Raw genomic sequence first — 12004 nt, forward strand, 5'->3', positions numbered from 1 at the left:
GCCCTGTCCGCCTTTCGACAGCGAAAAACGGTGCGTACCAGTCAAAGTGATTCTCATCATAAAATACTGGCCCGTAACCTACGGTTCCGTAACTTACGGTACCGTAGGCGCATGGCGATATCGGACATCAAGGAATACGCGCACCTCACGGATGCCGACGTCGAGGCCATCGGCCGCGACCTGGATGCGATCCGGCGGGACATCGAGGAATCGCGTGGTGCACGCGACGCCCGGTACCTCCGCAACACCATCCGGCTGCAACGCGGCCTGGAACTCGGCGGCCGCGCCGTGCTCTTCGGCTCCCGCAGGCGCTCGCTGTGGGTGCTGGGCACCGGGATGCTCTCGTTGTCGAAGATCATCGAGAACATGGAGCTCGGGCACAACGTGATGCACGGGCAATGGGACTGGATGAACGATCCCGAGGTGCACTCCGTGAACTGGGAATGGGACAACGCCGATCCGTCGGCGCACTGGAAGCTCACCCACAACTACGCGCACCACAAATACACCAACGTCCTCGGCATGGACGACGATGTGGGCTTCGGCCTGCTCCGCGTCACCCGTGACCAGCGCTGGAAGCCGTTCTACCTCGGCAACCTCGCCTACAACGCGATACTCGCGGCGCTGTTCCAGTACGGCCTCGCCATCCAATTGCTCGAGCTGGGCAAAGTGACCCGGGGCCGGGACGACCGTGAACTCACCAAGATGCGCGGCAAGGAAGTGCTCGCCAAGCTCGGCAGGCAGACCCTCAAGGACTATGTCGTGTACCCGGCGCTGACCGGCAAGGCATGGAAGTCCACGGTAAAGGCGAACGCGACCGCCAACCTCGTCCGCAACCTGTGGACCAACGCCGTAATCTTCTGCGGGCACTTCCCGGACGGCGCCGAGAAATTCACCAAGACCGACGTCGACAACGAGACGCACGCCCAGTGGTACCTGCGGCAGATGCTCGGCTCCGCGAACATCTCCGGCGGCCCCGTCATGGACTTCATGACCGGCAACCTGAGCTATCAGATCGAGCACCACCTCTTCCCGGACCTGCCCTCCAACCGCTACCACGAGATCTCGATCCGCGTGAAGCAGCTGTGCGACAAGTACGACCTGCCGTACACGACCGGCCCACTCGCGGTGCAGTACTGGAAGTCGTGGCGCACCATCGCGAAGCTCTCGCTTCCCGACAAGTACCTCACCGACACCCGCGACGCAGCACCCGAAACCGCGTCCGAAGCCGGGTTCGGCGGTGCCCCCGCGACCGATCCAGTCACCGGTCGACGTATCGGACTCGCCACGACGATCGAGAAGAAGCGCAAACGCGGTCCCGTCCGCCGAATCCTCGGAATGCGCTGACCAGCAACCATTTCCCCGTTGATCCGGTCCGCGACATCCCCGCGAGCTGAGGAGGGGCCCGGAAAGGCAGGTGCGCCCGACCCGCCGCCCACTCGCCTTTCCTGCCCCTCCTCGTCATACCCACCCCCACCCAACACCGCATGAAGGTCCGCCGCCGCACCCGAAACGACACCCACTACGCGCTCAGGCTTGCCCTGGAGGCCGGAATTGCTCGGTTGGCGAACTCGACGGGAGCAGGTGCGCTCGAGCTACCGTAGCTCGGTGTCGCTTCCCGCATCGTCTCGGTCGGCGCAAAGCTTTCTGTCTCACACCTGTGCGCTCGCGTGGGTTGGTCACCGGCGCGCGACCGGCGGCGGGTACGGACTGCAGGGTGGCGGGGACATCAGCCGGTTCCGCGGTTCGGTCCGAGGTTCTCGATGCGCCCGACGTGAGGCGGCGCATCTACAGGTCGAGCACCAGTAGGTCCGTGCGGGCGCGTGACACGCAGAGCATGATGGATGCGCTCTGTTCGCGTTCATGGGCTGTGAGGACGGAGTCGCGATGGCAGATTTCGCCTTCCAGCACTGGAGTCTCACAGCTCGCGCAGGTGCCTTCCCGGCACGACGTCTCGACCATGATCCCGGCGTCCTCGAGCGCGTCGACGATCGACTGATCCTCTCCGACTCGGATGGTGGTACCGGTACTCGCGATCTTGACGGTGAAGTCGCGGTCGGGCCCGAGCGCCTCGTCCACCGAACGCGGCCGGAACCGCTCGACGTGCAGCCGCTGCGAATCAACGGGCTCGATGGCGGACTCGATCGCGGCGAGTAGGGGTTCTGGTCCGCAGCAGTACACCTGGGCATCAGGACCGCTGCCCGCGAGAATGTCGTCGAGCGGGCGCAGACCGCACTCGTCCTGGGGTAGCACGCGTACCCCGGAGCCGTACTCCGAGATCTCGTCGAGGTAGGCCATCGACGGGCGGGTTCGGCCGCCGTAGTGCAGGGTCCAGGTCGCGCCTTTCGCGTGCGCGGCGGCGATCATCGGAAGGATCGGTGTAATGCCGATCCCCCCGGCAACGAAGATGTAGTTTCGGCTTGGTTCGAGTGCAAAATTGTTGCGCGGCAATGACACCGTCAGGGTGTTATCTGGCGCAGACTCCCGATGCAGGTAACGGGATCCCCCACGCCCGTCACGTTCGAGGAGCACACCGATTCGCCACCGGTGCCGGTCCTGCGGGTCGCCGCAGAGCGAGTACTGGCGGACACCGGCGGCGCCGACCGCAATGTCGATGTGCGCGCCCGGTGTCCAGGTGGGCAGCTCGCTGCCATCGGGCAACGCGAGTTCGAGGGAGACGACCTCCGAGATTTCCTGCTGCTGTGCAACGACAATGACCGGAAAGGTGCCGTCGGCCGAAAGCAATGTGGACTCCTTCTGGGGAGGAGGATCCGCCGGGCGCGGACGAGTCGGTTCCGATCTTCTCTCCGTCCAGCCTCGCCCACGGGTGGACCGTCCGCTCGGTGTGGACGTGAAATCGACTCGGGCGATCGGCGTTCCCTATCGCGGCTCCGCGGGGGAAGCGCCCCGCGTGAGACTGGCCGTCGAGGACCGGAATAGCCGCAACGACATGGAAGTGACACCGATTCATGACTGCACTCGAACCACTGGTCGCAAGAACCTCGGACTTCATTCGCGACACCGTCATCCCGGTGGAGTACGAAGTCGTGGCCCACGGGCGCGTCGTCGACGACGCGCCGCGCCTGGACCTGCAGAAGAAGGCCACGGATGCCGGGGTGTTCGGTCCGCTGTCGGATGTGCGTTACGGCGGGGCGGCGCAGGAAGGTCTGTGCGTAGCGTCCGGTGCTCGGCGGGGCCGGGGTTGCCTCGCTGGTGACGCTGCGCTCCTCGACGTCCACGAAACCGGCCCGTTCCACGTGCGTCCGCCAGTTCGGGTGGGAGTTCCAGTCCAACCGCGCCAAGGCCTCGTGGCAGCGCGACTCCAGGCCCGGGCGGCCCAGGCCGAGGTCGTCCGGCAGGAGGCGCGGCAGCGCGTCCATTCCTGGTCGAGGCCCGCGCCTTCCGCATCTACGAGGGACCGTCCGAGGTCCTGCGCTGGTCGATCGCCCGACGCATCCTGCGCTCGGTCCGTTGACCACGACATCTACCCCACTACGACATGAGGAGTTTTCCCGTGAGCACTCACACCGATGATCGGGCTCGTACCGGCTTCGCCGCCGTGTACGGCACCCAGGACCCCACCGCCGTCGACTACGAGCACCTGCGCGCGGTGTCGGACGGCATGGTGCCGTTCGGCACCACAGCCGGCACCGCCATCACCGAGATCGGACCGGATCGCGCGGTCGGTGGAGATTCCCGTAACCCCGGACGTGACCAACCACATGGGCACCGTGCATGCGGGGGCACTGTTCACCGCGGCCGACATCGCCGGTGCCGCCGCGTTCGTGGGCGCGGCCGCCGCACGCCTCGATACCATCGCGCGGTTGGTGTTACGCGGCGCGGACGCCTCGTACCGCAAGCCGGCGCTGGGTCGGATCCGCGCGGTCGCGACAGTCGACGAACGCGAGTTGCGCACGATCTTGGCCGCCGACCACGATGAGCGGTTCGAACTGTCCGGCAAGGCACTGCTGCTCGACGACGCCGACGTGGTGGTCGCGAAGTTCACCTTCGACTACACGGATGCAGCGCGAACGCACCCGCCCGCACCGCCCGGGCGCGGCACACTGTCTGCATGTTGCACCTGCGGATCCTGACACCGACCACACTGGCCGACGACGTAGTCGACATCCTCGAACACGATCCCGCCGTGAGCGGGCTCGCCCGGATGAAAGGAGCCTCGCTCCGCCCACCGGGCGACGTCATCCTCGCCGACGTCGCCCGAGAGGCCGCGAACGACGTCATCGACCGGCTCCGCGGCATCGGGTTGCACCGCCTGGGCAGCATCGAGATCGAACCGGTCCGCACCTGGCTCTCCCGCAGCGGCTTCGAGGCCGAACTGGCCACCCCCCGGCAGCAGCGCCGACAGCGTGGTGTGGGCCGACGTGGCCCAACGCTCCTACGACGAAACCGAACTCAACTGGACCTACCTGAGCTTCATGACACTGGCCACCATGATCGCCGGCATCGCCATCGTCGTCGACTCGCAGATCCTGGTGATCGGCGCGATGGTCCTGGGCCCGGAGTTCGGGGCAATCGCCGCCCTCGGCGTCGCCCTTGTGCGCCGGCGGTTCGTGCTGTTGACCGTCGCCGTCCGCACCCTCCTGATCGGCTTCACCGTCGCCATCCTCATCACCACCGTCCTGGCACTGCTGGGGCGGGCGCTGGGATGGATCACCCTCGACGACGTGATCGGGCCGCGGCCCGGCACCGCCTTCATCTACACCCCCGACAAATGGTCGTTCATCGTGGCTGTTATCGCCGCGGCTGCCGGCGTGCTCTCCCTGACATCCACCAAGGCCGGCGGACTGACCGGGGTGTTCATCTCGGTCACCACCGTCCCCGCCGCGGGAAACATCGCGCTCGGGGCGGCGTTCGGAGTCGGCTCGGCGATCTGGGGTAGCACCCTGCAGCTACTGCTGAACCTGACCGGGATGGCACTGGCCGGATGGGTCACGCTCGGTCTGCAGCAAGCGGTGTGGTCACGGATCTCGGTGCGCCGCGCCAAGGCCCTCACCCGCCCACACCGCATGCTCTAAACCCACCACCTGCGCCGCCGAATGCACATACCGGGTCAGGTCGCAGGCCTCCACGATCTCCATCACGTCCCTGGCACACTTGGGCCTCGGGGTTCCTTCGGTCGGTTGGTTCGCGCGGCAAACCAAGCCAACTCGGGCGAGGAACCCCGCCCGGTATTTACGCCAGACTGTCCATCATTTGTTTCGTGGCCGCCGACCCGGAATTCTCGTGTCCACCGATCCGGAGAAACCGTGTCCGCCCAACCGGAGCGAACTGACCGCCGACAAGGAGTCTGACGTGTCCGTTGGCAGCGGCGACGCCCAGCGTGAGCATGCCGAAGTTGCGCACACGCTGGGGGTGGCGCACCGGAAGAAGGTGACCGGAAGGACGCCTCAGGGAGGTGACTACCGGGCATTCGGCCGCCGCCTGCATCTCAAGGACTCCGTCCTGTCGATTGCAGAGTGGGTTCGCGGAGCGGACAGCGGATCGCGGCTCTGCCGTCGAATGTCGGTGCCGCAAGCTAGCGTCGAGTGGGTACCCGGCAGCGAAGGAGCAGCGATGAGCGCGGTCACGACGAATCAACCACTCGGCACCCCCACCTGGATCGACCTGGGCATTCCCGACCTCGACCGGGCGATGACCTTCTACCGGTCGGTCTTCGGCTGGGAGTTCGACGTGGGTCCCGAGGAGTACGGGCGGTACACGATGTGTCTGCTCGGCGGCAAGAAGGTCGCCGCGCTGATGCCGAATCCCGACGAGAACGCCACCGAGTTCTGGTGGAACGTCTACCTGGCGACCGACGATCTCGAGGCGACGGTCGCTCGGTCCGCAGACGCGGGCGGCACGCTGCTGATGGAGCCCATGGACATCGCCGACCAGGGTCGGATGGCGATGGTGCGGGATCCGTCCGGTGCGCAATTCGGGCTGTGGCAGGGGCGGGCGCACGTCGGCTGCGAGCTCGTGAACGAGCCGAACACGTTGTTGCGCAACGACTTGGTGACACCGAATCCCGGCCCGGCGCGGGACTTCTACGCGGCGGTGTTCGACTTCACGCTGGACGGGAACGACGACCTACCCGGTGTGGACTTCACCTTTCTACGCAGACCGGATGGGCACGAGATCGGTGGCATCGTGGGCGACCCGGCCGCCTCGGAGTCCTCCTGGGGCACCCTCTTCCAGGTTGCCGATGCGAACTCGGCCGTTGCCGCCGCCCGGGCCAACGGGGGCACCGCCGACGATCCGACGGACATGCCGTACGGGCGGACCGCGGATGTCACCGATCCGTTCGGGGCGAAGTTCACGGTAGGTTCCCCGCTTCCGGGTGTTCATGGGTAGGGGTCTCGGAGACGTAGCTATCCGGTTCGGAAGTGAGGGCGCTGGTTGCGTCGTGTCCGAGCGAGGAAACGACGTGCCGGTCGGTGGGTGATTCCTGAGAGCGATGTGGTATTGGCTCGGACCGAACTGCGTGAGGGCAACTTCGGCACCCCGACCGAGACCACCGCGCCCGACATCATCGGGCAGTTGAGCCCGGACATGCTGTTCGATGCCATCGCGATTCAGATCAACGGGCCGAAGGCATGGGACGAGAAGCTGTCGTTCGACGTGGCGCTCACCGACACCGACGAGCGGTACCGGCTGCAACTCGCCAACGGTGTACTCACCTACAGCAGCCGGCCGCAGAAGACGTCGGCAGATGCGACGCTGACCACGACGAGTCGGGCGCTGCCTGCTCTCGCGCCCGGCGGTCTTTCGGTCGAGGGACTTACGCATGCCGGTATCGAGCTCGCCGGTGACGCATCCGTCCTCACGGGACTGGCCGCCGTTCTCGATCCCGGGGACAAGAACTTAGCGATCGTCACGCCCGACTAGCTCGCACCGGCGAGCTGCAATGCGCATCCTCTCTCATCGTCCGCCACAGCCGTTTGGCAACTTGCCGCTTGAGACAGCGCATCGCTTCGCGTGAGGTCTTGCCCTCCGCCATCTTTCTCTGGTGGTAGGCGTATTTGTCGCTGCTGGGTGTTCTGGCTTGGGTGACGGCGACGATGTGGCTGGCCGAGTTCAGGGTGCGGTCGCCGGATCGGGACAGTCGGTGGCGTTGTTTGTCGGCGCTGGCGACTTCGACGGGTGCGGTGCCGCTGTAGTTCGCGAACGCGGCTTCGTTCGTGAACCTGGTGGGATCGCCGGTGCGGGCGAGGATTCGGGCGGCGGTTACGATCCCGACGTCGGGGATCTTCAGGAGCTTGGTGCCGCTGGCCCCGAGAAGGGTGGCGTTCCTGTGTTGAGCCGAGGCCGATCACGACCGCATCGGTGAGCCCGAACCGCCGACGCAACTCATCCGGCGCACCCGGCACCGTTGTCGTCGACACCCTGCTCCCGTCGCACTCCGCCGCCAAATGCATCAAATCAGTTTGATGTATTGATGTTATCCTGGTGTCGTGGTGCCGGTCCGTCAACCTGTCCCGTCGTTCGTGCAGCTGGCCGCTCATCCGGTGCGGTGGCAGCTGTTGGCGACGCTGTCCGGCAGCGACTACCGGGTCCGGGAGATGGTGGCCCTGGTCGGTGAGTCGCAGAACCTGATCTCCTACCACCTGCGCCTGCTGCGCGACGGCGGATTGGTGAGGCCCACTCGCAGCAGCTTCGACGGCCGCGACAGCTACTACCACCTGGACTTGGACCGCTGCACTCAGATGCTGGCCGGTACCGGCGCCGCACTACACCCGGCCCTCGGCGTGGATCCCCCGCCCCCACTGTTCGCCCCGAAAACACCGGTAGCGGTGCTATTCGTGTGCAGCGGCAACAGTGCCCGCTCCGCGATCGCGGAAGCCCTGCTACACAAGTACTCCAGTGGGTCGGTCGAGGCGATCAGCGCTGGTACTCGCCCCAAGCCGGAAATGCATCCGCTTGCGGTGCGGGTACTGCGGGACGAGTTCGACATCGACATCGCCGGTCAGCATCCCCGCCACCTCGACACCCTCGGCGACCGCCGGTTCGACACGATAGTCACCTTGTGCGACAAGGCCCGCGAAGTCTGCCCGGATTTCGGCGACGACACCCGCTGGATCCACTGGAGTATCCCCGACCCGTCGACATCAGGCGGCGCCGGCGAGGACACCTACCCGAACTTCCGGGCCACTGCCGCCGAGATCGACACCCGCATCCGGTACCTGTTGCCGATCCTCACCGCCGAACCGTGAAAGAGGAGTGTCCGATGACAACGCCCGACGAATATGCCAGTGTCCGTTACCTCGTCGATGACGTGCCCGCAGCCGTAGACTTCTACACCCGCCACCTCGGCTTCACTGTGCACACCAACCCCGCCCCCGCCTTCGCCGACGTGATCCGCGGCCCCTTGCGTCTACTGCTGTCCGGACCGGCCAGCTCGGGCGCTCGCGCCACCCCCACCGACACCCCCGGGCCAGGCGGAAACCGCATCCACCTCATCGTCGGCGACCTCGACGCCGAGATCGCCCGCCTGCGTGAGGCCGGCGTCGCATTCCGCAGCGATGTGGTCGCCGGCCCCGGTGGTCGCCAGATCTTGATTACCGACCCGGCCGGCAATTTGATCGAACTGTTCCAGCCCGCCGCCGGTCCGCACGCCTCCACACCGACCACGTGAACCGACCCCTTTCGGACGTCGAACGGCGACCTGCACGTCCCGATAGCCCACGCCGGTAAGGCGCTCAATGCGCTGCGCGCCCCGAGGGCTGCACGGATCCACATGTCACACGACAGTCGCAGAGCGCACGAAATCACCCGTGGGGTCGTTGCGCTCGATGTGCAGGCGCACCTGTATGTCGCCCGACTGCACGGTCGTCTCTTTCACCCAGAACCTCGCCCGGGACTACGCACCGCGGGGCATTCGCGTCAACGCAGTGTGCCCCGGGGAGATCCACACCCCGATGCTCGAGGGCCGGCCTGGCCCGGAAGGGCCTCACCGGCGCTCGGGCGGTGTCGTGACCACTGTCCGAGCATCCGTTGGATTCATCGGCTTCCTCGCGGGCCAGACCGTCCTCATCACCGGAGCGTCCCGAGGAATCGGCGCCGCAACGGCGCGCGTCGTGCACCGCGACGGCGGCACCGTCATCCTGCACTACGGCTCGAACACCGTCGCCACGAAGACACTCGCCGCGGAGTTGGGCACATGCGTGCACCTCGTGCAGGGAGACCTCACAGACTCGGCAGACACACGCGCTGTGTGGGACGAATCGGTCCGCCTGGCCGGACGGGTCGATGTGCTGGTCAACAATGCCGGCGCCTGGATCGAGTCGCCGATCGACGACGACGCCGCCTGGGAGACCGGATGGTCGCGCAACCTCACCGCTCCCACAGACCTGTCGCGCTACGCCATCAACCATTTCCGCGCCCACGGCGGAGGCTCGATCGTCAACGTCGCGAGTCGCTCGTCCCATCGGGGCCACGACGCCGAACACCTCGCCTACGGGGCCGCCAAGGGGGCACTTCTAGCGCTTACCCGAGGAATCGCACGCGGGTACGCCCGCGAAAACATCCTCGCCGACGCGGTGGCGCCGGGATGTGCACCGACCTCGCCAATGATGCCGTATCGGGTAAGTCCCGCGGAGTGGTGGGAATTCGGTGAGGCAGCGTAGCCGCAGCTCGGGCGTGTCGTGGCCGAGTTATGGGTGGGCCATCGCGTAGTGATGAACGAGTTACCTACCACAGTGACTCGACCAAAGGACCACGCGATGACCCACGACCATTCTGCCCTGATCACCCAGCTCGATGCACTCAAGGGTGCCGATCCCGCGAGCGTGTTCGCCGAACTGATCCGCACCGGCCTGCAGGCGCTGATCGACGCCGAAGCCACCCAGGTACTCGGCGCCGGCCGCTACGAACGCACCGCCGAGCGCACCAACTACCGCAACGGCACCCGGCCCAAGACCGTCGCGACCACCAGCGGGGACGTCGAAGTCCAGATCCCCAAGCTGCGATCAGGGTCATTCTTCCCCAGCCTGCTCGAACGCCGGCGGCGCATCGATCAGGCCCTGTACGCGGTGATCATGGAGGCCTACGTCCACGGTGTCTCCACCCGCAACGTCGACGACCTCGTCGCTGCACTCGGCGTCGAGTCGGGGCTCTCGAAATCGCAGGTGTCACGAATCTGTGCCGGGTTGGACACCGAAATCGCCCGGTTCCGGGAGCGCACGCTGACCCACACGAGCTTTCCGTACATCTTCCTCGACGCGACGTACTGCAAGGTCCGGATCGGCGCGCACGTGGTCTCTCATGCCCTCGTGGTGGCCACCGGGGTCTCGATCGACGGCACCCGGGAAGTGCTCGGCACCGCGGTCGGAGACAGCGAATCGTTCGACTTCTGGCGCGAGTTCCTTGTCGGCCTGCGGGCACGGGGATTGTCGGGGGTGCATTTGGCGATCTCCGATGCGCATGCAGGTTTGAAAGCTGCTGTAGCCCAGCAGTTCACCGGCGCTTCCTGGCAGCGGTGCCGGGTTCATTTCATGCGCAACGTGGGATCGGTGGTCTCGTCGAAGCATGTGCCGCCGGTGATGGCGGCGATCAAGACGATCTTCGCGCACACCGAACCCGATGCTGTTGCCAAGCAATGGGACCAGGTTGCGGACACGTTGGCTGAGTCGTTTCCGAAGGTGGCGTCGATGATGCGCGAAGCGAAGGAGGATGTACTGGCGTTTCGAGGGTTTCCGAGGGCGCATTGGCAGAAGGTCTGGTCGAACAACCCGATCGAACGGCTCAACAAGGAAATCAAACGACGAGCCGATGTCGTCGAAATTTTCCCGAACCCGGCCGCATTCTTACGTCTGGCGACGGCGGTGGTGATCGAAGCGCACGACGAGTGGCAAGTCACCCGCCGGTACGTCTCCGACGTCAGCATGGACGAACTCAAAGTGGTCATCGCTGCCAAACAACGCGCCGCAACCGCCGAGACACCGGCACAATCGTTGACACCAGAACTCGAACCCGCATAACCTACAACACGACTCGTTGATCACGAACCAGATGGTTCACCGATCCGAACTACACCATTCCGTGGGACGCTATCGCCGTATCCCACGAAGCGGTGGCCGCTCTACCACTCGGTGAGGTGACCCACCCGACGATGTCGCCGAGACCATCGTCTTCCTCGCGTCCGGACGTGCCCGGCATGCCACCGGAACCACCATCGACATCACCGGCGCCGACTACGTCCGCTAGAACCGACAGCCGACTCACCCGCGGAAACCTCACACGAAAGGAACAAACCTCCGGATGATTCCACACGAATCGAACAGTCAATGGGTGACAGACTCCGACCTAGTAGTCGCCGCCGCAACCATCATCACAAAATGGTGGACACTGCGGTTCGGCTAGTGCGGCCCTTCGTGATCTCGGCCGGGATGATTCTCGCCATCGCCGTAGGTGCCCGCGGCCTTCCTCTGACACCCTCGACCGAACGAGTACCCGCCGATGACACGGATCTGCCGACGACCTCTCGACACCGAGCAATCCCACGTCAAGCACCACCACCGAAGGGTCCCCTCCGGTCGCCGCGATATCGCCCAGAAGCGCGTGCCCCGCTGAACACTTTACGTGCAGGTCATGTGGGAGCCCGACGCTCCTGATCTCCATCGAGAACGCCACCGCGGCGTCCCTCGCACTGGAATCCCTTGCGGTCCTGTCGGGCGGCGAAGAAGCGGAAGCGCTATCCATCCGATGGCCTGGTTGATGAGTCTCGTCCAGAACGAACAGCTCCGAAACCCGAGTGGCACCTTCACATCGACGGCCCTCCCTTGCACCCCGCTTCACCACAACCGTGCAGTTCGCCGGACGAACCACCGGGGAGGCAGGGTCGAAGTCCGCTGCGAGGATCGCCTCCACGACCACTTTGGTCGAGGCGATCCTCGTGGAGAGCTGACCGTGCGTGATGACCAACGTTGTTTACCGTGGCCGACCCTCAGGAACCGTGAGGCGGTGCTAGTTGCCTGTGCGCCCGGCAGGTTTGCTTCGTGTACTCGAC

Annotated in this window: 11 protein-coding genes and 1 pseudogene; 10 read left to right on the forward strand and 2 right to left on the reverse strand. The window is 65.8% G+C overall.

What is annotated here, in order from left to right:
* Positions 1-111 precede the first annotated feature (111 nt).
* On the forward strand, positions 112-1347 hold the full coding sequence (locus tag WKC72_RS25925) for a fatty acid desaturase (RefSeq protein ID WP_370180171.1): 1236 nt from the start codon (positions 112-114) through the stop codon (positions 1345-1347).
* A 441-nt stretch (positions 1348-1788) separates the two neighbouring features.
* Here WKC72_RS25925 and WKC72_RS25930 read toward each other — a convergent pair whose 3' ends face one another.
* On the reverse strand, positions 1789-2745 hold the full coding sequence (locus tag WKC72_RS25930) for a 2Fe-2S iron-sulfur cluster-binding protein (protein WP_370180173.1): 957 nt from the start codon (positions 2743-2745) through the stop codon (positions 1789-1791).
* A gap of 941 nt (positions 2746-3686) precedes the next feature.
* On the opposite strand from WKC72_RS25930, the gene WKC72_RS25935 reads away from it, so the two are divergent.
* From WKC72_RS25935 to WKC72_RS25950, 4 genes are all read left to right on the forward strand, one after another.
* Positions 3687-4094 carry a DUF4442 domain-containing protein gene (locus tag WKC72_RS25935; protein WP_370180175.1) on the forward strand — a complete coding sequence of 136 codons (408 nt, stop codon included), beginning with the start codon at positions 3687-3689 and terminating at the stop codon, positions 4092-4094.
* 288 nt (positions 4095-4382) lie between these two features.
* Complete coding sequence (locus WKC72_RS25940; RefSeq protein WP_370180177.1) at positions 4383-5036, forward strand: DUF389 domain-containing protein; 654 nt, start codon at positions 4383-4385, stop codon at positions 5034-5036.
* 538 nt (positions 5037-5574) lie between these two features.
* Positions 5575-6351 (forward strand): VOC family protein, encoded by a 777-nt coding sequence (locus WKC72_RS25945; RefSeq protein WP_370184517.1) that lies wholly within the window; start codon positions 5575-5577, stop codon positions 6349-6351.
* 111 nt (positions 6352-6462) lie between these two features.
* A complete protein-coding gene (locus tag WKC72_RS25950; RefSeq protein ID WP_370180179.1) occupies positions 6463-6885 on the forward strand; it encodes an alkyl sulfatase C-terminal domain-containing protein in 423 nt (140 codons plus the stop codon).
* Here the strand turns inward: WKC72_RS25950 and WKC72_RS25955 are convergent.
* Positions 6872-7252: a transposase gene (locus tag WKC72_RS25955; protein ID WP_370184519.1), complete on the reverse strand. Its 381-nt coding sequence runs from the start codon at positions 7250-7252 to the stop codon at positions 6872-6874. The two genes, WKC72_RS25950 and WKC72_RS25955, sit on opposite strands and share 14 nt — an antisense overlap.
* Positions 7253-7451: 199 nt before the next feature.
* Here WKC72_RS25955 and WKC72_RS25960 point away from each other — a divergent pair, with 199 nt between their 5' ends.
* The 5 genes and pseudogenes from WKC72_RS25960 (at position 7452) to WKC72_RS25980 (ending at position 10976) form a co-directional block, all read left to right on the forward strand.
* The gene (locus WKC72_RS25960) at positions 7452-8210 is read left to right on the forward strand and encodes an ArsR family transcriptional regulator (protein WP_370180181.1); all 759 of its coding nucleotides are present in this window, start codon (positions 7452-7454) and stop codon (positions 8208-8210) included.
* Between the two features lie 14 nt (positions 8211-8224).
* Complete coding sequence (locus WKC72_RS25965; RefSeq protein ID WP_370180183.1) at positions 8225-8632, forward strand: VOC family protein; 408 nt, start codon at positions 8225-8227, stop codon at positions 8630-8632.
* A gap of 175 nt (positions 8633-8807) precedes the next feature.
* Positions 8808-8885, forward strand: a pseudogene (locus WKC72_RS25970) (hypothetical protein); the annotation flags it as partial.
* Between the two features lie 84 nt (positions 8886-8969).
* On the forward strand, positions 8970-9623 hold the full coding sequence (locus tag WKC72_RS25975) for an SDR family NAD(P)-dependent oxidoreductase (protein ID WP_370184522.1): 654 nt from the start codon (positions 8970-8972) through the stop codon (positions 9621-9623).
* Positions 9624-9719: 96 nt separating this feature from the next.
* Entirely contained in the window at positions 9720-10976 is a 1257-nt protein-coding gene (locus WKC72_RS25980; RefSeq protein ID WP_370180185.1) for an IS256 family transposase, read from the forward strand.
* Positions 10977-12004 lie beyond the last annotated feature (1028 nt).

Source organism: Rhodococcus wratislaviensis (assembly GCF_041228765.1).
GTDB classification, from domain to species: Bacteria; Actinomycetota; Actinomycetes; order Mycobacteriales; family Mycobacteriaceae; genus Rhodococcus_F; species Rhodococcus_F wratislaviensis.